The organism is Paenibacillus sp. UNC496MF, assembly GCF_900113915.1.
In the GTDB taxonomy this organism is placed as follows: Bacteria; Bacillota; Bacilli; order Paenibacillales; family Paenibacillaceae; genus Paenibacillus_Z; species Paenibacillus_Z artemisiicola.
This window is the reverse complement of sequence record NZ_FORE01000006.1, coordinates 501,522-527,160: the sequence shown is the minus strand read 5'-3', so window position 1 is coordinate 527,160 and position 25,639 is coordinate 501,522. Positions and strand designations below refer to the sequence as shown.

General features: G+C 65.8%; 21 protein-coding genes. 14 read left to right on the top strand and 7 right to left on the bottom strand.

The window, feature by feature from the left end; all coding sequences use genetic code 11:
- Window positions 1-41 precede the first annotated feature (41 nt).
- Window positions 42-3,392: a DUF5107 domain-containing protein gene (locus BMZ79_RS10930; RefSeq protein ID WP_256252654.1), complete on the top strand. Its 3,351-nt coding sequence runs from the start codon at window positions 42-44 to the stop codon at window positions 3,390-3,392.
- A gap of 332 nt (window positions 3,393-3,724) precedes the next feature.
- Window positions 3,725-4,591, top strand: coding sequence for a patatin-like phospholipase family protein (locus BMZ79_RS10925; protein ID WP_143088928.1), 867 nt, complete (start codon window positions 3,725-3,727; stop codon window positions 4,589-4,591).
- A gap of 12 nt (window positions 4,592-4,603) precedes the next feature.
- On the opposite strand, the gene BMZ79_RS10920 is transcribed toward BMZ79_RS10925, so the two are convergent.
- Together BMZ79_RS10920 and BMZ79_RS10915 are read right to left on the bottom strand one after the other, a co-directional pair.
- On the bottom strand, window positions 4,604-4,813 hold the full coding sequence (locus BMZ79_RS10920; RefSeq protein ID WP_090639666.1) for a hypothetical protein: 210 nt from the start codon (window positions 4,811-4,813) through the stop codon (window positions 4,604-4,606).
- Between the two features lie 286 nt (window positions 4,814-5,099).
- Window positions 5,100-5,963: a hypothetical protein gene (locus BMZ79_RS10915; RefSeq protein ID WP_090639663.1), complete on the bottom strand. Its 864-nt coding sequence runs from the start codon at window positions 5,961-5,963 to the stop codon at window positions 5,100-5,102.
- Between the two features lie 239 nt (window positions 5,964-6,202).
- Here BMZ79_RS10915 and BMZ79_RS10910 point away from each other — a divergent pair, with 239 nt between their 5' ends.
- Window positions 6,203-7,069: a hypothetical protein gene (locus BMZ79_RS10910; protein WP_256252653.1), complete on the top strand. Its 867-nt coding sequence runs from the start codon at window positions 6,203-6,205 to the stop codon at window positions 7,067-7,069.
- 69 nt (window positions 7,070-7,138) lie between these two features.
- On the opposite strand, the gene BMZ79_RS10905 is transcribed toward BMZ79_RS10910, so the two are convergent.
- A complete protein-coding gene (locus BMZ79_RS10905) occupies window positions 7,139-8,746 on the bottom strand; it encodes an alpha-amylase family protein (protein ID WP_177222101.1) in 1,608 nt (535 codons plus the stop codon).
- 135 nt (window positions 8,747-8,881) lie between these two features.
- Between BMZ79_RS10905 and BMZ79_RS10900 the strand changes: the two genes are divergently transcribed.
- The 9 genes from BMZ79_RS10900 to BMZ79_RS10865 all read left to right on the top strand — a co-directional run bounded on the left by BMZ79_RS10900 (window position 8,882) and on the right by BMZ79_RS10865 (window position 20,625).
- Window positions 8,882-9,940 (top strand): helix-turn-helix transcriptional regulator, encoded by a 1,059-nt coding sequence (locus tag BMZ79_RS10900; RefSeq protein ID WP_090639658.1) that lies wholly within the window; start codon window positions 8,882-8,884, stop codon window positions 9,938-9,940.
- Between the two features lie 23 nt (window positions 9,941-9,963).
- Window positions 9,964-10,125, top strand: a complete 162-nt coding sequence (locus BMZ79_RS34255; protein ID WP_177222100.1) for a hypothetical protein — start codon at window positions 9,964-9,966, stop codon at window positions 10,123-10,125.
- Window positions 10,126-10,145: 20 nt separating this feature from the next.
- A complete protein-coding gene (locus BMZ79_RS10895; protein WP_090639655.1) occupies window positions 10,146-10,877 on the top strand; it encodes an HAD family hydrolase in 732 nt (243 codons plus the stop codon).
- A 386-nt stretch (window positions 10,878-11,263) separates the two neighbouring features.
- Window positions 11,264-12,715 carry a polysaccharide deacetylase family protein gene (locus BMZ79_RS10890; RefSeq protein WP_090639652.1) on the top strand — a complete coding sequence of 484 codons (1,452 nt, stop codon included), beginning with the start codon at window positions 11,264-11,266 and terminating at the stop codon, window positions 12,713-12,715.
- 97 nt (window positions 12,716-12,812) lie between these two features.
- On the top strand, window positions 12,813-14,303 hold the full coding sequence (locus BMZ79_RS10885) for a polysaccharide deacetylase family protein (protein ID WP_090639649.1): 1,491 nt from the start codon (window positions 12,813-12,815) through the stop codon (window positions 14,301-14,303).
- A 31-nt stretch (window positions 14,304-14,334) separates the two neighbouring features.
- Entirely contained in the window at window positions 14,335-15,648 is a 1,314-nt protein-coding gene (locus BMZ79_RS10880; protein WP_371263675.1) for a nucleotide sugar dehydrogenase, read from the top strand.
- A gap of 54 nt (window positions 15,649-15,702) precedes the next feature.
- Window positions 15,703-17,574, top strand: a complete 1,872-nt coding sequence (locus BMZ79_RS10875; RefSeq protein WP_371263666.1) for a glycosyltransferase family 2 protein — start codon at window positions 15,703-15,705, stop codon at window positions 17,572-17,574.
- Between the two features lie 41 nt (window positions 17,575-17,615).
- Window positions 17,616-19,379: a polysaccharide deacetylase family protein gene (locus tag BMZ79_RS10870; RefSeq protein ID WP_090639640.1), complete on the top strand. Its 1,764-nt coding sequence runs from the start codon at window positions 17,616-17,618 to the stop codon at window positions 19,377-19,379.
- Window positions 19,380-19,419: 40 nt separating this feature from the next.
- Window positions 19,420-20,625 carry a glycoside hydrolase family 18 protein gene (locus BMZ79_RS10865; protein ID WP_090639637.1) on the top strand — a complete coding sequence of 402 codons (1,206 nt, stop codon included), beginning with the start codon at window positions 19,420-19,422 and terminating at the stop codon, window positions 20,623-20,625.
- Window positions 20,626-20,660: 35 nt separating this feature from the next.
- Here the strand turns inward: BMZ79_RS10865 and BMZ79_RS10860 are convergent, their stop codons facing one another.
- Complete coding sequence (locus tag BMZ79_RS10860) at window positions 20,661-21,131, bottom strand: hypothetical protein (protein ID WP_090639634.1); 471 nt, start codon at window positions 21,129-21,131, stop codon at window positions 20,661-20,663.
- A gap of 264 nt (window positions 21,132-21,395) precedes the next feature.
- On the opposite strand from BMZ79_RS10860, the gene BMZ79_RS10855 reads away from it, so the two are divergent.
- Window positions 21,396-21,770 (top strand): GNAT family N-acetyltransferase, encoded by a 375-nt coding sequence (locus tag BMZ79_RS10855; RefSeq protein ID WP_090639631.1) that lies wholly within the window; start codon window positions 21,396-21,398, stop codon window positions 21,768-21,770.
- 488 nt (window positions 21,771-22,258) lie between these two features.
- Entirely contained in the window at window positions 22,259-23,290 is a 1,032-nt protein-coding gene (locus tag BMZ79_RS10850; RefSeq protein WP_177222099.1) for a methyltransferase domain-containing protein, read from the top strand.
- 123 nt (window positions 23,291-23,413) lie between these two features.
- Here the strand turns inward: BMZ79_RS10850 and BMZ79_RS10845 are convergent, their stop codons facing one another.
- The 3 genes from BMZ79_RS10845 to BMZ79_RS10835 all read right to left on the bottom strand — a co-directional run bounded on the left by BMZ79_RS10845 (window position 23,414) and on the right by BMZ79_RS10835 (window position 25,613).
- A complete protein-coding gene (locus BMZ79_RS10845; protein WP_090639626.1) occupies window positions 23,414-24,229 on the bottom strand; it encodes a DUF2935 domain-containing protein in 816 nt (271 codons plus the stop codon).
- A 219-nt stretch (window positions 24,230-24,448) separates the two neighbouring features.
- Window positions 24,449-24,757 carry a P-loop NTPase family protein gene (locus tag BMZ79_RS10840; RefSeq protein ID WP_090639623.1) on the bottom strand — a complete coding sequence of 103 codons (309 nt, stop codon included), beginning with the start codon at window positions 24,755-24,757 and terminating at the stop codon, window positions 24,449-24,451.
- A 430-nt stretch (window positions 24,758-25,187) separates the two neighbouring features.
- Entirely contained in the window at window positions 25,188-25,613 is a 426-nt protein-coding gene (locus BMZ79_RS10835) for an ester cyclase (RefSeq protein ID WP_090639621.1), read from the bottom strand.
- Window positions 25,614-25,639 lie beyond the last annotated feature (26 nt).

The window sequence follows — 25,639 nt, the reverse complement described above, 5'->3', positions numbered from 1 at the left end:
GTATTGTTAAAGCATACGAACCATCGAAGGAGGAATGCGTCTTGACGCAGCCGCAAGCGCAAGTCAAACCGGCCGTGAAGGTGTGGGAAGAGGCGGTCGCCATCCCGACGTACGGCATCGGGGAGCCGGACCGCAACCCGATGTTCCTGGAGAAGCGCGTCTATCAGGGCAGCTCGGGCAAGGTCTACCCGCATCCCGTGATCGACAGGATCGAGGACGAGAAGAAGCTTCAAACGTACGCCGTCGCCGTGCTCGAAAACGAATACGTGCGCATCGAAATCATGCCGGAGCTCGGCGGACGGATCTACCGGGCGCTCGACAAAACGAACGACTACGACTTCGTCTACTATAACCGCGTCATCAAGCCGGCGCTCGTCGGGCTCGCGGGCCCGTGGATTTCCGGCGGCATCGAGTTCAACTGGCCGCAGCATCACCGGCCGAACACGTACGGCCCGGTCGAATACCGGATCGCCGGGAACGCCGACGGCAGCGCGACCGTCTGGGTCAGCGAGATCGACCGGATGTACGGCACGAAGGTAACGGCGGGCTTCACGCTGCATCCCGGCAAGGCATACCTGGAAATCTCGGCGCAGCTCTACAACCGGACGCCGGTGCCGCAGACGTTCCTCTGGTGGGCCAACCCGGCCGTCGCGGTCAACGACCATACGCAGTCGGTGTTCCCGCCGGACGTCACGGCCGTGTTCGACCACGGCAAGCGGGACGTCTCGCGCTTCCCGATCGCCACGGGCACCTATTACAAAATGGATTATTCCGCGGGCGTCGACATCTCCCGCTACCGCAACATTCCGGTGCCGACGTCGTACATGGCGTACAAGTCCGACTACAACTTCGTCGGCGGCTACGACCACGGCGTGCAGGCCGGCCTGCTCCACGTCGCCAACCATCATATCTCGCCGGGCAAGAAGCAGTGGACCTGGGGCAACGGCGAATTCGGCCAGGCGTGGGACCGCAACCTGACGGACGAGGACGGGCCGTACATCGAGCTGATGACGGGCGTCTACACCGACAACCAGCCGGACTTCACGTGGCTGCAGCCGTACGAGGAGAAGTCGTTCAAGCAGTATTTCATGCCGTATAAAGACATCGGCGTCGTCAAGAACGCGACGATCGACGCCGCCGTCAACCTCGAGGTCGACGAAGCGACCCGCCAGGCGACCGTCATGGCGTACGCGACGTCCGTCTTCGCGGGCGCGGTCGTCGAGCTGCGCGGCGCGAAGCGCGAATACTTGAACGCGGCGGTCGAGCTGTCGCCGACGTCGACGTTCAAATCGATCGTGCCGATCGACGAAGCGGACCGCGCGCACGAATTGACGCTGACCGTCCGCGACGCGAACGGCCGCGTCCTTGTCTCGTACCGCCCGGCGAAGCCGTCGATCGAGCAGGTGCCGGACGCCGCGAAGCCGCTGCCGGAGCCGGCGGAGCTGCGCACGAACGAGCAGCTGTACCTGGCCGGTCTTCACCTGGAGCAGTACCGCCACGCGACCTTCGAGCCGGAAGCATACTACCTCGAAGGGCTGAAGCGCGACGCGTCCGACATCCGGATCAACGTCGCCTACGGCACGCTGCTGCTGCGGCGCGGGCTGTTCGCGGAGGCGGAGGGCCATTTCCGGACGGCGGTCAAGTCGCTGACCTGGCGCAACCCGAATCCGTACGACAGCGAAGCGCTCTACCAGCTCGGCCTCGCGCTGAAGCTGCAGGGCCGGCAGGAGGAAGCTTTCGCCGCCTTCTACAAGGCGGTCTGGTCCGTCGCTTGGCAGGACGCCGGCTACTTCTCGCTGGCGCGCATCGCCAGCGGGCGGGGCGCGTACGAGGAGGCGCTCGAGCTGTCCGGCCGCGCGCTCGTTCGCAATACGCGCAACTACAAGTCGCGCCATCTGCATGCGGCGCTGCTGCGCAAGCTCGGCCGGGCGGCCGAAGCGGCGGCCTACGCCGAAGAGACGCTGCGCCTCGACGTCGCCGATTTCGGCGCCGCATGGGAGCTGGCGCTTGCCGCTGCCGACCTCGGCGATCCGGTCCGCTCCGCGGCCGTATCGGCGGAGCTGGAGCGGCTCATGCGCGGCGACGCGCATAACTACCTGAACCTCGCCGCGGATTACGCCGAAGCGGGCTTGCTCGCCGAAGCGGTCGCGGTGCTCGGACAGCTCGCGCCGAACGCCGACGCGGACGCGTACCCGATGGTGCATTACGCGCTCGGCCACCTGCACGAGCTGGCCGGCGATGCGGGGAAGGCGGCGGCTTACCGCCGGGCGGGACGCGCCGCGAGCGCGGACTACTGCTTCCCGAACACGCTGTTCGACCTGCTCGTGCTGGAAAGCGCGGCGCGGGCCGACGAGACGGACGGACGCGCCCGCTACTATCTGGGCAACTGGATGTACGACAAGAAGCGGCACGCGGACGCGGTCGCCTACTGGGAAGCCTCGCGCGAGCAGGATGCCTCGTTCGCGACGGCGCACCGCAATCTCGCGCTCGCGTACTATAACAAGCTGGGCGACGCCGACGCGGCGCTCCGCTCGCTGGAGACGGCGTTCGCGCTGAACGACGGGGACGCGCGGGTGTTCTACGAGCTCGACCAGCTCTACAAGAAGCTCGGCGCCGAGGCGGACGTCCGGTTCGAGAAGCTGGAGCGCCACCCCGAGCTCGTGCGGAAGCGCGACGATCTGTACCTCGAGCGCGTCGCGCTGCTGAACGCGCTCGGCCGCCACGAGGAGGCGTCCGCCGCGCTCGCCTCCCGCCAGTTCCATCCGTGGGAGGGCGGCGAAGGCAAGGCGACCGGCCAGCACGTGCTGGCGCGCGTCGAGCTCGCGAAACGGGAGATGGACGCAGGCCGCTTCGAGGACGCGATCGCGCTGCTGAACGAAGCGCTCGTCTACCCCGAGAACCTCGGGGAAGGGAAGCTCGCCGGCGCGCAGGAGAACAACGTGAACTATTACCTCGGCTGCGCGTATCTCGGCCTGAACCGCCCCGAAGAGGCGGCGGAGCGCTTCCGCGCCGCGTCGCAGGGGCTCGAGGAACCGGCCAGCGCGATGTACTACAACGACCAGCCGCCGGATATGATCTTTTACCAGGGCATGGCGTGGCTGCAGCTCGGCAGCGAGCGGGAAGCGAACCGGCGCTTCAACAAGCTGGTCGACTACGGCGAGAAGCATCTGCGCGACGACGTGAAGTTCGATTACTTCGCCGTGTCGCTGCCGGACTTCCTCGTGTTCGAGGACGACCTGAAGAAGCGCAACGAAATCCACTGCCGCTACATGATCGGCCTCGGGCTCATCGGCCTCGGCCGCTACGAGCAGGCGAAGGAGCAGCTGGACGCCGCGCTGCGGCTGGAAGCAAACCATCAGGGCGCGCGGATCCACCGCCGCCTGTGCGAATAGACCGATAGACGCCGCGCCTCAAAGCGCCGGCATGCGCGGCCGCCGGCCGTTCCCCTCGGGGAGCGGCCGGCTTTCCGCGCTCCACCGTCCGCTCGGGACCGGCAGCGCCGACGGCAGGAATCGGCGCAAGCTTGTCCGTGGCAGCGCTCCGCCGGGCAGCTCCGCGCCGGGCCGCGGCGGATGCGTCCGCATGCCTCGGAACGGCGGTCCGTTTTGGCAATGGCCGCGCTTTCATTCCCTTTCAGCCCGATTGACTCGCCGATTTCGCATAGGTAAAATGACTGTAGTTAACCCGGCAAAACGATTGAAGAGGGAAAAGGGGCAGGAGCACGTTGATGGACGCGATCGGATTGGTGTTGGAAGGCGGGGGCATGCGGGCGATGTACACGGCCGGTGTGCTGGAGTATTTTTTGGAGCAGAACGTGTACTTTCCGTATACGGTCGGAGTATCGGCCGGCGCCTGCGTAGCGACGAGCTACCTGTCCCGCCAGAAGGGCCGGAACAAGATCGTGAACGTCGACATGGTGACGGACAAGCGGTACATCTCGTGGGGGAATTACTTCCGCATGGGGCAGATGTTCGGCATGGACTTTATTTTCGACGAAATTCCGAACAGGCTGGTGCCGTTCGACTTCGGGGCGTTCGCGGCGAGCCGCGAGGAATTCGTCGCGGCGACGACGGACGTCGCGACGGGGGAAACGGTTTTTTACCGCAAGAGCGACCCGGATTTCGACGTCCTGACGGTGCTTCGGGCGTCCAGCTCGCTGCCCTTCATCGCCCCGATCGTGGATTTCGACGGGCGCCGCCTGCTCGACGGCGGCATCTCGGATCCGATCCCGCTGAAGCAGGCGGAGAAGGACGGGATGAAGCGCAACGTCGTCGTGCTCACGCGAGACGACGGCTACCTGAAGTCGCCGAACCGGTTCGCCTGGGTCGTGCGGCGCGTCTACCGCAAATTTCCGGCGTTCGTGAAGGTCATGCTGCGCCGCCACCAGATTTACAATGGACAAACCGCGTATATTCGCGAGCAGGAGGCGCAGGGGAACGTCTTCGTCATTCGGCCCCAGCGGCCGCTCGAGGTCGGCCGGATGGAGAAGAACGCCGCGAAGCTCGACGCGCTGTACTGGCAAGGGTACGAGGACGCCAAACGGCTGCTGCCGTCGCTCCGGGCGTGGTCGGAAGCCGCGGGCGGCCGATAACGGCGAGACGCGCTACCGGACGGGCACGACGTCCGCCAGCAGAAGCGCGAGGAAGCAGGCCGCGCTGACCGCGTAGGCGAGCAGCGGATGCCCGAAGTGCAGCCGCAGCAGCAGGAACAGGCCGACGTTGAACGGCGCGGAGTACGGGAGCGTCCAGCCGTGGTCGTACCGAAACGTCCCGGTCAACAACGGAATCCATTCGTTCAGCGAATAGACCAGCACCCATAGGGCCGTCCACGGCCGGGATACGGCGCGCGCCCGCCGGGTACTGCCCCAGGTAGTACAGCAAATCCCCGATGATGAAGAATAAGATCGTCGCGTGGTACGCGCGCCAGTTCCGCCAGTCTCCCCATAGGAGCCCCGCAGCCGCCCGGCTGCTCGCCCCGATGATTTCCGCCATGCCGCTCTGCCCCGTTTTCTCGATGTTGTGTAGATTCCGTATCGTATGGCACCGCGAGGGCCGGGTTTATCCCCAAGCGGAGCCGGGTTATGCCGCCGCTCTGCTCCGCTACCGCTCCGGCAGCCCGCAAGGCACGGTCCGGGACATCCGGTCGAGCGATTGAACGATGCGCTGCAGCATGGGCTTCGATTTGAAATAGCCCCCATGAGAGGCGGGCGTCCAGCCCAGCGGACCGGGGCAGCGCACCTCCACGTCTTCCGTGACGGCCGCGGCGTACTCGGCGTTCAAGCCCTTGAGCGGGTAGGCGATGATGTCGTCCCGGTCGTAAAAGTTCAGCCATTCCCCGATGCCGAGCGGCCGCAGCGCCGGCGCGGGCACCGAGATGGGCAAGCCGAAATGCTCGAAGCGCATCGTCCACAGCGCGATCGGGCTCCCGACGGTGTAGAAATGGGTCAGCGTCTCCCCGCCGACCAGCCGCGAACGGCAGGACCGGACGAAATCGGCCGGTTTGGGCCGCATTTTGCGGTATTGCAGATCGTAGAAGTAATTGCTCGCGATGATCGTGCCGAGGCTGTGCGCGACGATGCAGAGCGGCGCGCCTTCGCCGGCCCTGCGAGACAGCCGCTGCAGCTGCTGGGCGAACCGCGCGTGGATGTCGTCGTAGATGTAATCGTGCGGGCAGGGGTCGCTCGTCTTCGGAATCGCCTGATAGGCGATGGCGTCGCCCAAATAATTGACGACGAACGCGCGCAGCTTCAAGGTCTCGTTCCACCGCAGCCGGCTTGCCGACGTCCGCTCCCACAGCTTCTTCTCCAGCGAATCCGTGATGTCCCCCCAGTAGATGCCCTCCACGACAAGCCGGACCCGCGGATTGAGCCGCACCATCGCTTCCTGCAGCTTCTCCGCGAACGCCGTATGAAAATCACCGGTTTGCTGCCCGATGCCGTGCACGATGCCGACCGCGATCCGCATGCCGCCGCCTCCCGAACGCAGGTCTGTTGTTCCCGTCTTCCATCCTATTCGGGGGGACGACGGGTTTAGACGCGGATTGACAAGAGCGGCGCGCGATTTTGCAAAATTTTCGCGAGCGGCATTCCCGGGCCGATCGGCTCCGTTGCGGCTCCGAGAGAAAGCTCCGGGCGCGTCTCGCCTAACCGATAAAATCGGGCTATTTTGCGCATCCTATCTTTTATTCGGCGCGGCGGAAGGGAATGGCAGCCATGAATGACCATTCGGTCTGGTATATCGGCCTTATCGTGATCAGCGTTACGCTGCTCCTGTTTACCTACTTCAAATCGGGCAACAAACGGAGCGTGCTGCTCTATTTCGGCATGAGCGGACTCGGCTACGGCATCGAATACGTCATTTTCATCCTGTTCGGGTGCTACAGCTACGAGCCGCGGCTTATCCGCGACAAACCGTATTACGACGAGTTGGCCGGCGCGATCGTGTCCAACGCGATGATCCTGCCGGCGATCGCGGTCGCGATCGCCGTGTTCCGCAAGCGGTGGATTCCCATTCTGGCCGCGATCGCGGCGATGTCCGCGGTGGAGTGGTTCTTTATCCGCATCGGCATTTACAAGCATTATTGGTGGCGGACGTGGTATACGTCGATCGGCCTCGTCTTCTATTTCTGGGCGGCGAAGCTGTGGTTCGCCCGGATCATGCGGCCGCAGCGGGGATTCATCCATGCGGTGACGATCATGATAATCCAGTGGGCGTTTACGTCGCCGCAGGCCCTCGAAATCATCTTGCTGGCGGGGCGGGACTACAACGTGCATTGGTTCGGCAGCCGGGAGCACGACAACATCGCCTTTTCCTCGACCTACTGCATCGCGATCTGCGTCTTCTTCACGGGGCTGCTCCTGCAGCGCGGGGGCACGCGTTGGCTCATCTACGTGCTCGGGCCTGCCGCGGTGCTGGGCGTCGACGGGATTCTGGCGGCTTCCGGCATTCTGCTGAGCCGGGGCTGGTGGGATTTCGCGTACCGGTTCGTCACGATGTTCCTGATGCTCTTGGCCGGGGACGCGATCAACCGGCATCTGCGCAAGGGACCGCCGGCGAAAGCGTGGCGGTGAGTCCCGAAAAAAAGGCCGGCCGCGGTCACCGTGACGATGACCGCGGCCGGCCTTGTTCCGCGCGGGAGCTTACAGCCACCAGCCGTGCTCCTTCTCTTCGAGCGTCTCCGCGTTGACGTCGTTCCAGGCGAACGACGTCTCTTCGCCGTTCAGCAGCCAGCGGGCCGGGCACGTATTGTCCAGCCAGTCGAGCGGCTCGGCGGCGGGCTGCGGCTCCGCGGCCAGCTCGAACGCGCGCCGGAGCGCGGCTTCCTGCTCCTTCGTCACGGCGGAAGGGGCGGCGGAGACGAACAGCGGGGTGCCGCTGCCGGCCAGCAGCCGCAGCCAACGCTCGTTCAGCGCCCACGGCACGTCCGGCGTCAGGCCGACGCAGTCCGCGTCATGGCTGTAGAAGGTGCCGTGCTGCGGCATGCGGAACGCCAGCGTGTTCACGCCCATGTAGCGCGTGCGCTCCCACCAGCGGCCGCTCGTGTCGTCGCCGGTGCGCTGAATCTCGAACAAGCCCGCGGACAGATGGCTGAACGTGTTGCAGCCGATGACGTCGGCTTGGCCGGACGCTTCGGCGATCGTCCGGTACAGCGCCAGCGTGATTTCCGCGGTCGTCCGGGACCCGTCGCGGAACGACGGCTTCAGCGCGTGGGGCCGCGACTTCATCGTGAAGCCCCATTGGCCGAGCAGGTCGTACGAGGTGAAGTCGTGCTTCAGCAGGTCGATGCCCCAGCCGGCCATCGCGGCGACGGACGCGCGCACATGCTCCAGCACCTCCGGCACGCTCGGGTCGAGCACGCGGCCGCCGCTGCCTTCGTAGCGGATCCAGTCCGCCGGCACGTCTTCCGCCGTGAGCAGCGGGCGGCACCAGAGCCCGGGCTTGACGCCGGCGGCCTTCATGTCGTCGACGAGGCGCGCCATGTCCGGGAACTTGGCGTTGCCGACCCACGGGCCGCCGTTGCACGCGCCGCCGCCGCTGACGAGCTGCCAGCCGTCGTCGATGACCATGTACGGCCGGTTCGTCGGATGGGCGGACAGCGAGGACATGAACCGCGAATCGGCCAGAATTTCCTCGTGCGAGCTGTTGCCGTACGCGTAGTACCAGTTATTGCCGCCGTAGACCGGCTGCTTCGGCAGGACGGGCCGGTCGCACAGGAGCCGGCAGAACCGCCGCGCCGCCTCGAACGGGGAGACGCCCTCCTCGCCGGGATCGTGCAGCAGCTCGGCGACGAGCAGCTTCCGCGCGCCGAGGCGGACGCCCTCGGCGCCGCTCGTCACGTCCGCCGTGAACGTGATGCCGTCGGCGTCGAGCTGCCAGTAGCAAAACGCGTTCGGGCCGGTCTTCACCCCGAAGCCCGCCGTGCGCGCGCCGTCATGCCGCAGGAAGTACCACGGCAGCACCCGTTCCGGCACGATGCCGCGCCATTCCAGCTCGCCGTAGCCGCGCTCCCAGTGGTCGCCCAGGATAAGAAGGCGGCCTTCCTGCTTCGCGTTCCAGCGCAGCTTGAGCTGGCGGACGGCATGCTCCGGCGCCTCGAGCTCCAGCGCGAACGCGCCGCCGGATTCGGCGAGGGAGACCGCCAGCCCTTTGGCCGTCCAGCCGCCGCCGCCGCCTCCGAGCGCCCGCCAGCCTTCTTCCGTCCGCGCGAGCACGGCGTCCGGCGCTCCCAATCGCATGATAGCTTCCATTTCGCTTCCTCCTTTATAATAGGGACAATGACACCAGTATAGCCGGGCTCGGCCGCGCGATGAATAACTAACCGGGTCGTAAACGGCGGCAATTATTAACCAACTGAGACATCGGGACGAAGGGGCGTGCGAACGGTGGCGGAAAACCGAAAAGCCGCGGGCCGGGCGGGAACGGCGGCGGGAGCGACGGCGGCGGGCGGCGCGGGAGCGGCGGGGATCGCGGGCGGGATGGCCGCGTCCGCGTCCGAAGCGGCGGAGGCCGGCGCGTGCGCCGCGAGCTCGGGCGGCGCGGCGCCCGCCGCCGCGCAAACGTCCGACGCCGCCGGAGCGGTAAGGCTGATCCCGAACCGGAAGTCCGAGGCTTATTTCTACGGGGCGCAGACGGGGCGCGTGCCGGCGGGCTGGTCGTGCCGGCGTCATCTGCATCACATGATGTTCGAGCTCAACCTGGTGCTCGAAGGCACGCAGCTGGCCGAGGTCGGCGGCGTCTCCTACCGCCAGGGCAAGGACGAGCTCATCCTGGTGCCGCCGATGACGCTGCACGCGTACAGGGCCGCGGAGCCGTTCGCCTTCTTCGTCATGCACGTGCAGGTCGACGATCCGGCGTTCCTGAACCTGCTGAACCGCGCCAAGCTGCCGCTGCTGAAGCCGGAGCACGGGCTGAGCCGGTTGCTGCTTCCGGAAGCGAAGCGGATTTTGCGGCTGGTCACGGAGGACGGCGAGGCGCCGAAGACGAAGCTGTTCCGCGCCGTCTACACGATCATGGACCTGCTCGAGACGCACATCGCCGGGCTGGAGGGCCCGGGGGCGCGAGCCGACGTGCTGCCGATCCGCATCGCGAAGGCGATCGAGTCGCTCGTCGCCGACCGTCAGGCCGAGGAGGCGATCGCGGCGGGGTGGATGGAGGCGCTGGCCGAACGGCTCGGCTTCAGCCGCCGCCACTGCTACCGCGTCTTCCGCGAAGCGTACAGCCTGTCGCCGCGGGAATACCTCGCCGTGCTGCGCCGGCAGGAGGCAATGCACCTGCTGACCGGCGGCGGGCACGCCGTCGAGGAGGTCGCGCGGCGCATCGGCTACGACAACGTGCAGAGCTTCATCCGGCAGTTCGTGAAGTGGACGGGGACGACGCCCGGCGCCTTCCGCAAGGAGCGCGCGGGCGAGACGGTCTACTTGACGCCGCTCGAGCTGGAGTGAGCAAGCGGGGGCATCGCCGCCGCATGCAGCGGAATTTCGCGGCCGCCCGGCATCCGCGCGCCGGCAGCCCGCGCGGCGTTGTGACGGCCGCCGCGATCGCGTATAGTGGAGAGGCGAGCGGCGGTGCCGGCGGTGCAGACAAGCGCGCGGGCGACGCCGCGACGGGACGGACAAAGCATGAATGAAGCGCGGGAGTGACGGCAGGATGAGACTTGACGAGGCCAAGAGGGCCGTGTTTTTCGATGTGGACGATACGCTGTACGATCATTTGATTCCGTTTCGCAAGACGGTGGAGCAGGTCGCGGGACCGCTGATCCCGCTCGCGGCGTTTCCGTACGAAGCGGCGTACGGCCGGCTGCGCTACCACAGCGACATGCTGTCGCTCGAGCTCGGCGGCGCGGGCGCCATGGAGGCGGGGGCGGCGACGGATTACATGCGGATGCGCCGGTTCCAGCTGACGATGGCCGAATTCGGGCTCGCGCTGACGGACGCGCAGGCGGAAGCGATGCAGGCGGCCTACATCGGCTGCCAATACGACATCGCGATGTTCGACGGGGCGCGGGAGCTGCTGGAGGCGCTGATCCGCCGCGGCGACGCGGTCGGCCTGATCACGAACGGGGCGCCGGGGCATCAGCGCCGCAAAATCGAGGCGATGCGGCTGGACGGGCTCATCCCGCGCGAGCTGCAGTTCGTCTCCGGCGCGCTCGGCTGGGACAAGCCGGACGCGCGGCTGTTCCGGCACGCGAACGCGCGGACGGGCACGCGGCCGGAGAACAGCGTCTACGTCGGCGACTCGTGGCGCAACGACGTGATCGGCGCGCTCGAGGCCGGCTGGCGGGTCGTCTGGTTCAACCATCGCCGGGCGGCGCGCGAGAGCGGGCACGAACCGACGCGCGAGGCGTCAAGCTACGCGGAGCTGCGCGCGCTGCTGCTGTAGGGCTGATACGATACGGAAGGGGCACGAAGGCCGCGGCCTGGCGTGCCTCTTTTTTGCGTTCGGCGAGCCGCCGGACGCAGAATCGCCGCGTTCGCGAGATTGATAGACAGCCGCCAGGCGTTCAAGGGCGGGCGCTGCGCGAATCCGCGAGCGGCGGCCGGTTTGCGAAATCTTAATCCTTCCGGCGAGCCGCCGCAACGAAGAGCCGCAATTTAATCAAAATGTGTAGGCAATGTTGTCGAATTCGGGTAATAATCTTTTACAAACCCGGTAGGCTTCTCTATAATAGACAATACTTGAATCTAGTTCTAATAGACTACTTATCCTAGAAAGATCTGGTATACTTCCGACGTCATACGACAACGGAACGTTCGGAAGGAGACGTCATGAACGCTACGAAACTCATTCCCGTTCTGCTCGCGGCCGCGTTGCTGTCCGGCTGCTCCCTGTTCGGGCGCGGCGGCGAGGCGACGCCGGGGGCTCCGAAAGCAGCCGGCGCGCCGGCCGTCGCGCGCTACGACGGACCGGAGAGCAAAACCGTGTCGCTCGTCTACACGACCAAGCGCGAGCTCTCGCTCACCTTCGACGGCATGGCCGACAAAGACGCGATGGAGCGGCTGCTGGACGAGCTGGACGCGTACGGGATCAAGGCCACGTTCTTCCTTCCGGGCATGCGGGTGGCGGAGGAGCCGGACATCGCCAAGGACATCCTGGCGCGCGGCCACGAGATCGAGAACAACACGCTGAGCCGGCCGGACGCCGCCAAGCTGACGTACGCCGAGACGTACCGGGAAATCAAGCTGGGCGGCGACGTCATCGCGCGCAAGACCGGCGCGGCGCCGCGCTACGTCCGGACGATGTCGGGCGCGATCACGGACGACGTGCGCCTGGCCGCCGCCCAGAGCGGGCTGCGGGCCGTCGTCGGCAGCAGCCTGTTCCTCCACAATTGGAAGGACGAGACGCCGGAGCAGAAACGGAATTACATCCGCAAGTACATCAACCGCGGCGGCATCCTCGAGCTGGATACGGAGGAGAACCGGACGATGGACGAAGACGTGAAGCTGATCGCGGAAGGCGCGAAGCGCGCCGGCTACGGCTTCGTCACGCTGGACCGGCTCGTCCGGGACGGCGGCGAACGCAAGCCGCTGGAGGATATTCCGGGCTGGGACGCCGCGAAGATGAATTCCGATTATGCGGATGCCGATTATAACGTCATGTACGACAAAGCCGGCGACGCCAAGAAGGAGGTCGTGCTGTCCTTCGACGATTGGGGCACCGACGAGACGGTCACGCCGATTCTCGACACGCTCGCCAATTACGGGGTGAAGGCGTCCTTCTTCCTGCGCGCCGACGGCGTGGAGCGGAACCCCAACTTGGCGAGGGCGATCGCCGAAGGCGGCCATGACGTAGGCAATCATACCTATTCGCATCCCGTCATCACGTCGGTTACGCCGGCGCAGCTGCAGGAGGAGATCGTGAAGGCGCACCGGATCATCACGGAAGCGATCCAAGCGCGGCCGGCGATGATCTTCCGGCCGCCGACCGGGGAGTTCGACGCCGAGACGCTGAAGGCGGTCGGAGCGACGGGCTACCGCGACGTCGCGATCTTCGACGTCACGCCGGACGACTTCGTCAAGACGCGGACCGCGGCGCAGATCGCCCGGGCGGTGAAGGCGCAGACGAAGAGCGGCAGCGTCGTGCTGCTGCACATGCTCGACGACATCCAGACGGTCCATGCGCTGCCGGCGATCATCGGGGAGCTTCGCGCCGAAGGCTTCGCGTTCGTGCGGATGTCGGAGCTGATGGGAGCGGGCGCGTCGAAGGGGAAGGCGCCCTAAGCGGCGCATCTTACTTGAAAGAAGAACGAATCGGGCGAAGAACCGGGAACGATCGAATCGACCCCAATCGGAGGGATTTTACGACTTGCAACAGGGGATGAACGAATGGAAACCGCCGCATGGCGAGGCGGCGCGTTTCGGCAAACGGTTCGCCGCGGGCGCGGCGCTGCTGCTGGCCGCCGGCCTGCTCGCGGGCTGCGGCTTGTTCGGCGTCGGCGGAGACGCGGACGGCGGAAGCGAGCCCGCGAAGCCGGCGGCGGAGATCGTCCGCTACGACGGCCCGATGAGCCGGGCGGTGGATTTCGTCTATACGGCGCGCAAAGAGCTGTCGCTGACGTTCAACGGCATGGCGGATCCCGCGACGATGGACCGGCTGCTGGACGAGCTGAACAAATACGGCATCCGGGCGACCTTCTTCCTGCCCGGCATGCGGGTGGCGGAGGAGCCGGACATCGCCAAGGCGATCGCCGCGAGAGGCCACGAGATCGAGAACAATACGCTGAACCGGCTCGACATGAGCAAACTGCCGTACGAGCAGGTGTACAGCGAGATCAAGCTGAGCAACGACGCCATTCGGAAGCGGACGGGCGCCGTCCCGCGGTACGTGCGGACCAAGTCCGGCGACTACACGGACGACGTCCGGCTGGCGGCCGCGCAGCTCGGCATGGAAGCCGTCGTCAGCTACAACATCAACCCGAAGGACCGGGAGATGCAGGGCGCGGCCGAGATCGGCAAGTACGTCGAACGGTTCATGACGCGGGGCGGGATCATTAATCTGGATACGGACGCGAACCCCGAGGTCATCGGCGCCATAGCGTACATCGCCCGTGCGGCGGACGATATCGGCTACAAGCTCGTGCCGCTGCGCGACCTGATGAAGAACGGCGGCGAGCGCAAGCCGCTGGAGCGGATTCCCGGCTGGGACGCGGCGAAAATCAATCCGGACTACAAGCGCGCGCAGTACAAGCTCGTTTACCGGAAGGACGGGCTGAAGGACAAGCAAATCGCCCTGACGTTCGACGATTGGGGCAGCGACAAGACGATTACGAAGATTCTGGACATTCTGGCCGCCGAGGACGTCAAGGCGACGTTCTTCCTTCGGGCCAAGGGGACGGAGAGCAATCCGAACCTCGCCCGGGCCATGATCGAGGGCGGCCATGACGTGGCCAACCACTCGTACAGCCATCCCGTCGTGACGACGCTGTCGCCGGAGGCGCTGCAGGCGGATATCGTGAAGGCGCACCGGGTCATCACGGAAGCGATCCAGCAGCAGCCGACGATGCTGTTCCGGCCGCCGACCGGGGTCATCGACGACGCGACGGGCAAGGTCGTCGCCGCGACGGGTTATCCCGTCATCGCGATGTACGAGGTGACGACGCTCGACTGGGACGCGAAGAACAGCGCGGCCGACATCGTCCAAGGCATCGTGAAGCAGACGACGGGCGGCAGCGTGATCCTGCTCCACATGCTCGACGACATCCATACCATCGAGGCGCTCCCGACCGCCATCGAGCAGCTCAAGAAGAAGGGCTTTACCTTTGTCAAAATGGCGGATCTGATCGGACTTCAACCACAAGGGAGCGGATAGCATGATTACGAGCAGGAGCACGGATACGGATTTGGAGCTGTACGCGCGCATCGCCTCCCGCCGGGAGCCGCTGGCCGTCATCGGCCTCGGCTACGTCGGGCTGCCGATCGCCGTCGCTTTCGCCCGGAAGGCGAACGTCGTCGGCTTCGACGTGAACGAGCGGAAGGTCGACGACTACCGCAAGGGCCTCGACGCGACGGGCGACGTGGGCGGCGAGGCGATCGCAGGCAGCGGCGTCGACTTCACCTCGGACCCGGACAAGCTGGACGGCGCCCGGTTCTTCATCGTCGCGGTGCCGACGCCCGTCAAGAGCGGCAACGTGCCGGACCTGCATTACGTCCGGGAGGCCAGCCGGCTCGTGGGCAAGCGGCTGAAGCCCGGCGCGATCGTCGTCTATGAATCGACGGTCTATCCCGGCGTGACGGAGGACGTGTGCGTGCCGATTCTCGAGGCGGCGTCCGGCCTGCGCTGCGGCGTCGATTTCAAGGTCGGCTATTCGCCGGAGCGCATTAACCCGGGAGACAAGGTGCACCGGCTGGAGAACATCGTCAAGATCGTCTCCGGCATGGACGCGCAGTCGCTCGAGACGATCGCCCGGCTGTACGAACTGGTCATCGAGGCCGGCGTCTTCCGCGCGGAGAGCATCAAGGTGGCCGAGGCGGCCAAGGTCATCGAGAACGCGCAGCGCGACATCAACATCGCGTTCATGAACGAGCTGTCCATGCTCTTCAACGGAATGGGCATCGACACGAAGGCGGTGCTCCGGGCGGCGGGGACCAAGTGGAACTTCCTGCCGTTCACGCCCGGACTCGTCGGCGGCCACTGCATCGGCATCGACCCGTATTATTTGACGTACAAGGCGGAGGACACGGGCTACCGCTCCCGGATCATTTTGGCGGGCCGGCACATCAACGACGGCATGGGCAAGTACGTCGCCCAGCAGATCGTCAAGCTGCTCGTGAAGCTGAAGCAGAACCTGGCGGACGCGCGGATCGGCTTCCTCGGGCTCTCTTACAAGGAGGACAGCTCGGACATCCGCAACACGAAGGTGACGGACATCATCAAAGAGCTGAAGGAATACGGGATCACGCCGCTCGTCGCGGACCCTTGCGTGGACAAGGACGCCGCTTACCGCGAGTACGGCATCGAGCTGTCCGGCATGGACGAGCTTCGCGGCTTGAACGCCGTGGTCGTCGCCGTGCCGCACGCGCCGTTCAAGCGGATGGGCGCGGCGGACTTCGAGCCGCTGTACGATCCGCGGACGGCGAAGATCATGGTCGATATCAAAGGCATTTACGACAAGAGCGACTACGAGCGCGGCGGGTTCCACTACTGGAGCCTCTAAGGAAGCGGGGAGCGGCGTTCGGCCGCGGAGGCTCCGGGAAGGATGAAACGAGTCATGCTGTTTAAACGAAACAAAAAACGCGCCGTCGAGGTGCTGACCGTGCCGCGCGGCGACCGCCGGACGCTCTCGAACGTGCCGGATCCCGAGCGAATCCGGACGCAGACCGACAGGCGGGGCGGCAAGGCCGAGGGGACGGACGACGACGGGACGCGGGACGCGAAGCGGCTGGAGCGCCTGCGGCTGCTGAGCCTGCGCTACACGGCGGATTTCGAGGTCGTCCTGACCGGCCCGCGGCAGACGAAGAAGTCGGCGTACCGGGGCAAGGCGGCGGACGTCTCCTCGACGGGCATCCTCGTGGCGCTGCCGCCGTCCGACGACCGGTACGTCGTCGGCCAGACCGTGAACCTGCGCTTCCAAATCCCGCCCGGCACGATGCCGGAAGGGTTCGAATCCGCGGTCCGGCTGGACGCGCGGCTCGTGCGGACGTTCGCCGGCGAGCAGGACGGAGAGGAACGGCTCATGCTCGCGTTCGAGTTCGCGAAGCCGCTCACGAGCTATTTTCAGCGCAAGCGGTGGGGGTATTCGGTCTATACCGCGAGCGGCGCGCTGTTCCTGGCGGTCTGCCTGATCATGCTCATGCGCGCGGAGAGCATCATCTATTTCAAATACAACCTGATGCTGTACCTGTACAGTCTCGTCGCCGCGGCGTTCCTGCTGACGCGCTACCTGTTCGGCGCCTTGTACCGGGAAGTGCCGATCAACCGCCATTACACGCCCGGCGTCTCCATCATCATCCCGTGCTTCAACGAGGAAGAGTGGATCCACCGGACGATTCTGAGCTGCGTTAACCAGGATTACCCGACCGACAAGCTGGAAATCATCGTCGTCGACGACAAGTCGCTCGACGACTCGGCGCGGCGGATCGAAGAGGTCATCGCCCTCATCCATAAAGAGGCGGAGCGCTACTCGACCAAGGACCGCGTGAAGTTCCACGTGCTCGAGGAGAACGGCGGCAAGCGCGTCGCGCTCGTCAAGGGCGTCGAGATGGCGAAGCACAACCTCGTCGTCTTCGTCGATTCCGACAGCTTCCTCGAGCCCACGGCGATCCGGCATCTGGTGCAGCCGTTCCAGGATCCGCGCATGGGCGGGGTCGCGGGCCGCACGGACGTCGAGAACAAGTACACGAACACGATCACGAAGCTGCAGACCGTCCGGTACTACATCGCGTTCCGGATCATGAAGGCGGCGGAATCGTATTTCGACAGCGTCACCTGCTTGTCCGGTCCGCTGTCGTGCTATCGCAAGGACTTGATCCTGCAGCACCGCGACGCGTGGCTGAACCAGACGTTCCTGGGCCAGCCGGCGACGTTCGGGGACGACCGCAGCATGACGAACTTCATTCTCCGCACGCACCGCACGGGCTACCAGGATTCGGCGATCTGCTCGACGATCGTGCCGTCGGACACCGGCGTGTTCCTGCGCCAGCAGATGCGCTGGAAGCGCTCCTGGCTGCGCGAATCGCTGCGCGCCGGCGCGTTCATCTGGCGCAAGGAGCCGTTCATGGCGCTGTTCTTCTACATCGGCCTGATCGTGCCGATCGCGGCGCCGGTCATCGTGCTGTACAACCTCGGTTACGTGCCGCTCGTGCATCACGTGTTTCCGAGCACGTTCCTGATGGGGCTCTTGATGATGGCGCTCCTCATGAGCCTCGCGCATCTGTTGTTCCGCAAGAGCAGGCTGTGGCTGTTCGGGCTCGTGTTCTGCATTTTCTACGAACTGGTGCTGCTGTGGCAGATGCCGGTCGCCTGGGTGACGTTCTGGAAGTCGACCTGGGGCACGCGCGAGACGCCGCAGGACATCGAAGCCCGCGAGCGCAAGGAAGCGCGGAGGAACAAATCAAAAAAGCGAATCGGATTGGGGCAGTAACGCAAGGGGCGCCGGATGATTCAGGGTGAGGGATGGCAGCAATGGCGATTTGGAAGAAACGCGACACCGTCCTGGACTACCGCAGGAAAAACCGCTTGAAGGCCGCGAAAACGGCCGTGCAGGCGATCGTGCTCGTCGCCGTGGCGGCGCTGGTCTATCGGGCGGTCTGGGGCGCGGCGGCGTACCGGGAACCGGACAAGAGCGCCTGGAGCAGCGACAAGGGGTTCATCGCCCTGTCGTACTTCGGCGTGGGGCGCTCGGGGACGCCGAAGCTCATCGCGAAGGACGAGCTGGACCGGCAACTGAAGGCGCTGCAAGGCCAAGGCTACCGGACGATCTCGCAGCAGGACATTCTCGATTATTACAAGGCGGGCAAGCCGCTGCCGGACAAGGCGCTGTTCCTGGCCTTCGAGGACGGCCGCAACGACTCCGCGCTGTTCGCCGACCCGCTGCTCGAGAAGTACAACGACAAGGCGACGTTCCTGTCGTACGCGGGCAAGCTGGGGAACGGGGACAACAAGTTCCTGCAGGCGAAGGACATGCTGAAGATGCGCAAGACCGGCTTCTGGGAGCTCGGCAGCAACGGCTACCGGCTGTCGTACATCAACGTGTTCGACAACGGCGGCGGCTTCCTCGGCCAGAAGACCGAGAGCGAGATGAAGAACAAGAGCGAGGTCGCGTATTACAACCATTATCTGATGGATTTCATCCGCGACGAGAACATGATTCCGGCGGAGGACCGGCAGCAGATGGAGGCGCGCATCGCCAAGGATTACGCGCTAATGAAGGACGCGTATACGAAGAAGCTCGGCTTCGTGCCCGGGCTGTACATGATCATGCACGCCAATTCGCTCGGAAGCGGCATGAACCGGCTCGTGACGGACGCGAACGAGCAGGACATCCGGGCGTTGTTCCAACTGCACTTCGCCCGGGAGGGCAGCGCGTTCAACGGCAAGGGCGGCAATCTGTACGACCTGACGCGGGTGCAGCCGCAGCCGTATTGGTCGACGAATCACCTGCTGATGAAGATCGGCAAGGATACCGGCCGAACGATGACGTTCGCGCGAGGCGAGAAGGCGCGGGCCGCGCATTGGGAGACGGCGTCCGGCGCGGCGGAATTCCGGGAGAACGACCTCGTGCTGACCTCGGCGCCCGGCGCGGCCGGGCTGGCGTCCTTGAAGGGGAGCGACGACGACGCCGACGTCGCGGTCGCGGCCAAGCTCGCGGGCAACGTCGTCGGCAAGCAGAGCCTCTATCTGCGCTACGACCGGGCGGCGGATTCGTTTGTCCGCGCGGTGCTCGCCGACAACGAGATCGCCGTGGAGCAGAAGAAGCCGGGCCAGGCGGTCGAGCGCCTGTACGGCGCGAAGCTGAGCGACGTGTCGTGGAACGAGGCGGATCTCGCGCTCAGCAAGGCGGCCGTCTACACGAAAGCGCAGACGGCGGCGGGGCTGGCGCCGGACGCGGGCATTCCCGCCAACATCAAGAAGACGCGGAACGTCGACCTGCAGGTCCTCGGCGGCAAGCTGACCCTGCGGGTGGATGGCAAGACGCTGCTCGCGGACCGCGCGATCGACGCGTCCATCGCGAAGGGCGGCGTCGCGCTCGCGGCGGAAGCGAGCAAGCAGAACGCCAAGGACGACATCTACGACGGGCACTTCGTCGACGTGACGGTGAGCGGCGTCGGCGCCGGCGGCGAGCGGACGCGGATCTACCGCAACGCGAACGAAGGGCTGCAGGGCGCGGCGACCGAAGCGATGCACGGCTTTGATCGGGTCGTCGACTGGGTTATCGAGACGTTTTAACAGGATTTCGCGCCCGCGCGGCGGACGGGAGGAACGGGGCATGCCCGGCATACGGAAGAGCGGACGGTCCGGCGGACGGACGGCGGGTCTCCTGGGACTGGCGGCCGCGGCGTTGGCGGCGATTATCGCGGTGATCTACGCGGCGTCGGACCGGCATGGCCGGGACGGCGCGGGACGGCCCCCCGGGGAAGGGGCGGTGCCGGCGGCGCCGCCGCTGACCTTGTCGGCCTGGATCGTGGATTGGCAGTGGGAAGCGGGGCTGGCGGATTTCGCCGCCTCCGCGTCCGGACTGGACGGCGTGCAGGCCTTCGCGGCGTACTTCGACGACAAGGACGGCTTGTACTTGACGGAGGAGGACCGCAAGGCGCTGCCGGAAGTGCTGGCCGCGGCGAAGAAGGCCGGGCTGCGGCGGACGGCGCTGACGGTCGTGAACGACCGGTACGCGGCGGACGGCACGCCGGCGGCGGAGAAGGATCCCGCGCTCGTCGGCCGGCTCCTGGCCACCGAGGCGAGCCGCGGCAAGCACTTGAGCGACCTGATGGCCGCGGTCGATACGTACGGCTTCGGCGGGCTGGAGCTCGATTACGAGCGGGTGCCGGACGGCGACTGGGCGAATTTCGCGGTGTTCATCGGCGACCTGTACGGGCGGCTGCGGGCCGAGGGCAAGACGCTGCGCGTCGTGCTGGAGCCGCGCGCGCCGCTCGCGGACGTCGGGCTGCCGGCCGGTCCGGCGTACGTCATGATGGCGTACAACCTGTACGGCGGCTTCAGCGGTCCCGGGCCGAAGGCCGACGAGGCCTTCATCGCGCAGGTCGCGGCGCGCATGGAAGGGCTCCCGGGCGACAAGGCGATCGCGCTGCCGCTCGGCGGGTTCGATTGGACCGCGGACAAGCAGGCGACCGCGGTCACGGAGGCGCAGGCGGCGGAGCTGGCCCGCGGCCCGGGCGCCGAGCCGGCCGCGCGCGACGCCGCCAGCGGCAGCCTGCATTTCCGCTACGCGGACGGGAAGGGCAAGATCCATACCGTCTGGTACGCGGACGCGGAGACGGTGAAGCGCTGGATCGGCGCGGCCCGGGACGCCGGCGTGCACGAGATCGCGCTGTGGCGGCTCGGCGGCCTGACGGCGGAGATGCGGGACTTCGTGCGCGGCGCGAAGGCGGCGTTCGACCCGTCGCCGGCCGGCGGCGAGGGGGCCGGCGGGGAATCGGTCCCGACAAGCAAAAGCAGCTCAGGCGACGCGCCGTGAGCTGCTTTTTTTTTGAGGGTGAACCGATGTCGAGCTTACGTCGTGCCCGCCGCGGCGGTGCCGTTGAACACGGCGGGGCCGGACAGGACCAAATCGATGAAGCCGTCCGTCGCGATGAACAGCGTGTAGCGGATTTCGCCCGCCAGGACGTCCGCGGCCGGCGGGAAGTCGGCCGCGGTGACGCTGATGGGAAACAGCGGGCCGAGCGCCGAAATTTCGAACTGCTGGTTCAGAATCGTCACGCCCGTTCCGGCCGATCCGTCTCCGCCGCGTTCCACCGTAAGCGACACGACGGTCGGCTCCGCCGGCGGCTCGACGACCGTCACGAAATCGATCGCGGCCGTCCCCGTCAGCGCCACGCGGACGCTCGACGTATTCGCGGGAATCGCGGCGCCGACTTGCAGGCCGATATCCCCGATCAAGAGCGGCAGATCGGATAACGGCTCCGCGCCGCCGAAGTTATCGCTGTGGATCGAGATGCGCGTGTCCAAAAATTGAATCGCCATCTTCATCACCTCTTTCTATCGTTTCTAGTATTCTATGAAACGCATGGCGAAGAGGGACTAGTCGTTGGCGAGTTGGGTGCGCCTGCAAGCGGCGGAAGCCGTCGCGGGTTCCCGGCTTTCGTTATCGGCGGCCGAAGGACCGGGGCTGCCCGATAAGGCGGGGGCGCACGAGGAGCGGTTTCGATCGGCGATATGCATCAAATCCGTCCGGAGCGGGTAAAGAATAACAAGCATGCGGATGCAAACTGCGGGAGGTGGAACGCGATGAACGAAGGAAACGACGTGCGTCCGGAGACGGTGCCGGCGGAAGACATTATCGCGGAGAAGCACGGCAACGGCTATATTTTGAAAGGCGTCGGCGGGCCGATCGGAGAGATCACGTACAAGCTGGTGGACGTGGATACATGGGTGCTGGACCACACGTACGTGGATCCGAAATACCGCGGTGGCACGCTCGCGAAGCAGCTGCTGAACCTCGTCGTGGACGAGGCGCGGGAGAAGGGCCGCAAGATCATCCCCGCCTGCTCGTACGCCCTGGCGCAGTTCAAGCGCCATCCGGAATACGCGGACGTATGGGACAAGTCCGACAAGGAAACGGATTACTCGGACCGTTACGGCTCGGACGGCAACGGGATCTAAGCGGGACGCGCCATTGGGGCGCCGGAAGGGACGGCGGCAAGCCGGTCTTTCGGCGCCTTTTGCGTTCGCCCTCCATGCCGCGGCGCATGCCGGTTCGTGTCGGCGTGCTCCTTGTCCGGCTTGTCCCGGCGCGGGGAAGCGGGTTGTGCCGCTCGTGAAAGCGTTATATAATGGGCGTATTCGTAGGAATGGAGGGGTTGTGCATGATGATGATGGCCGTGTTCTTGACGGTTGCGGTTCGTTAACGCAACCGAATAAGCCGAAGAGCAGCCAGGCGACCGATTCGATACCGTCAGGTTCGGGTTCTGTTTCGCCATGGCATCGCGCTGCTTGCGGCATCAAGAAACGGAACCGCCGTCATGTACAGCCGCGGGCTTCTCCCTCTCGGGGAGGGTCCGATTGGCGCGCGCCGAAGCGCGAATGGCCGTTTGGTCCATTCGCGCTTTTTTGCGTTGCGCCGCCTATTCCATGCGAAGGAGCGGGACGCGATGACGCCTTATTTTGCGACCGTATTGCCGGGGCTCGAGCCCTTGTTGGAACAAGAAATCCGATTCAAACTGCCGGGAGCGGCAGCGCTGGGGAGCGAGCGGGGCAAAGTATTCTTTGCGTCCGGCTTGCCCCTCGAGGCGTTGAAGGCGCTGCGGACGGCGGATAATCTGTACCGGCCGCTTCTCCGCTTCCGCGTCGGACCGCACAAGAAGCATTTGGCCGATCTTGAGGAGGCCGTATTCCGCGCCGGGCTGGAGGGGCTGCCGGCGGAATTCTTGCCGGGCCGCGGACCCGTCCGGTTCAAGGTCAACGCCGGCCGGACGGGGAAGCACGCGTACTCCCGGTTCGACGCGGCGGAGGCGGCCGCGCGGGGGATCGCGAGGCAGGGCGGGAGATGGCGGGCCGAGGCGCTCGGCGGGCACGAGGTGGAATTCCGCCTTGATCTCTGCCACGACGAGGCGCTCTTCGCGGTGCGGTTGACGGATGCCGCCTACCGCTATCGCGGCGGGGAGCGGGCATTCGCCGCGGCGGCGCTGCGCCCCACGGTGGCGCACGCGCTCGTCTGGGCTTCGCGCCCGGCGCCCGCGGACCGGTTCCTCGACCCGTGCTGCGGCTCGGGCACGATTCTGACCGAACGGCTCGGGTACCCGTACGCCCGCCTTGACGGCGGCGATCTGTCGCCGGAGGCGGTGGCCGCTGCCCGCGGCAACGCGGGGGGACGGGAGCGGCTGGCGATCCGGCAATGGGACGCCCGCCGCCTGCCGATCGATGCGGGCGCCGTGGACAAGGCGGTCACCAACTTGCCGTTCGGCCGCCAAATCTCGGCCGGCGAGGCGATGCCCGCGTTGTACGCGGATCTGCTGCGCGAGCTGAAGCGCGTCGTCGCGCGGGACGGCGGCATCCTGTGCCTCACCGATGCGGACGGCGCCCTGCGGGAGGCCGCCGAGCGGCTGCGGCTGGGCTGGGAAGCGGTGGCGACGCTGAGCTTGAAGGGGCTGCATCCGACGCTCTACAGGCTTCGGCACGCGTAAACGGCGGCTTGCCCGGCCGGCCGGTTAGGCGTCGCGTGTGGAATCGCGCATGCCCGAAGAACGACGACAAGCCGCCGAGGATCTCGGCGGCCTTTTCCTTGGGAAACGGAACGGCGCTCGCGTCTAGTGCGCGGCTGGCAGCGGCATCGGCGCTTGGCCGGTCAGGGCCTGCTCGAACAAGTCGATGATGGCAAGGAAATGAACCGCTTCCCGGTACACGTGATCGGCAAGCAGCGGATGGATGATGCTTTTGATCCGGCACGCCTCGATGAGGTCGCGAGCGGTCTTCTTGAAATCGCGCAGGCTCGCGACGGATACGCGGTTCTGGTCGAGGAACTGCGACAGCAGCGGCTTGGTCTGCGATTGCGGCCGCATCGAGCTCAAGTCTTGGGCTTGCCAGAGCAGCTGGTCGAAATCGTTGCTGAACTCCCGGGCTTGATCCACCAGCTTCCGTTCCGACGGATCGAGCAGATGCCCGATGAACTTCGCATGGTCGGCCATGATTTTCAAGAAGAACACGTTCTCGTCGATGATCGCGTCCGGCAGCGGCTCGAGCCGGCCGTTGTTGAGCTCCGCGAGACGATTCCGGAAGTAATTGGCCTCCCGGCTCACGTGGTCGACGAGCAGCGGGAAGTTATTGGCCCCGGGCAGCTGGCAGGTCAAGATCAGTCCCAGTACTTTGCGCTTGAACACCCAGATGTGAGAAACGGCGTTATGCACCTCCGCGTTGAACGCGCGGATTTGCTGCGGGTCGGTAGCTGCCGTAAAGGCATGCGCCCTCGCTTCGATCCCCTCGAACAGCGCATAGAAGCCGTTGGCTTCCTGAATCAGCTGCGTGTCTTCGCAGCGGAACCCCAACCGCAGGAATAAGGAATGCTCCTTCATGATCCTCGCCCAAAAACGGATTTCCTCCAGCGAACGCGCCACGAAAGCGTCCATGCTCCGCCTCCTCCTTTTCGAATCGCACACGGTAAGGATATGTGAGATCGGCGCTTTTCATGAAACCTGACATGCCCTCCCTCATTTCGGCCTTGTCGCTCAGGGGCGGTTTTAGATGGAGGCAAGGCCCGAATTGTCGCGCAGAATCAGCATTTTCGCGCGGTGCGTTTCGAGGCGTTCGAGGATGACCGCTTTGTCCCGCCGCGCATGGCCATAGCTTCATCGGTACATGTTGACGAGCATCGCGAGCGTCTGCTTGTAATTGCCGGGCTCGAGCCCCAGCTTCTGCCGCGCGTACCGTTTCAGGATTCGAACGCTTCTCCGCCAGACCGGCGTGTCCGAATAGACGATCAGATCGGCTTCCTCGAAGCGGCGGCGCGTCCACTTATCGTGCACGCCTGCGACGATCCAGCCGTTCGCGCCGATGGCCGCGTCCAGCAGGGCGTCGCGCGTCTTAACGTCGTTGCGGACATCCGGCCCACCAGGGCTTCGCCGCCAGGCGAGATTATCCGTCTCGCAGTCCGGCACGTCCAGCCGGGCGGACAGCTCGCGCGCCAGCGGGGACCTGCCGCTGCCGACCGAGCCGATGATGCGGATTTTGCGAGGGGCGTGATTCCTCTCGTTTTCGGCGTGAATGGCTGGTTCTTTGCGCGTTTGGCGCGAAAATTAATTTGCCTGTTTTTAATCAATGCCGGTCGCAGCAGGATTGTCGGCGAAATTGCAATTAGCAAAGGAATATAACGAAGTGTCGGGTCAGCGCATTCGGCGTTTTTGCATAATTGTACACAACAAGTATGGAGGCGGATCTGCGCAGGCAAGCGCCGGGGCCGCTTCTTCCTGCCCTTCCGCAAGGGAGGGATGATGTCCTGCCGTACGCCGGCCGCGGACGACGAAAAAGCCGGGACTCGTCCCGGCCGTCATGGCGTTTGCTATTCCTATTCTATACCTGTTCTTATAACTATTCCGCTTCGGCGTTCCGTTCCAGCTGGCGCCGGATGCCCTCGCGGTCGATCTGGATCCAATACTCGGCGATCTTCCCGTCCGCCACGCGGTAGACGGCGCTCGCCAGCTCGACGACCGGCTTGCCCGTAGGCGCGAAGCCGTCGACCTCGCCGATATGCGCGCCGGTCTGCCGCCAGCGGGCATAGACGCGGTCGCCTTGGGCGATCAGCTCCTCGACGGCGAGGTCGAATTCGCCATAGGCATCCTTCATCTCGCGCACATGCGCCGCGTAGTCCGCGGGCGACCGCTCGACGGTCGTCTCCCGCTCGGCCGTCACCTGGCGGGCCAGCACCCGCTCGGCCATGAAGGCCGCCGCCGCATCGGGGTTCCGCCCCGAACGCACCTGCTCGAAAAATCCCCGTACCACGCCGATCGGGTTCATGCCGCCGCCTCCTTATCGCTCATGCT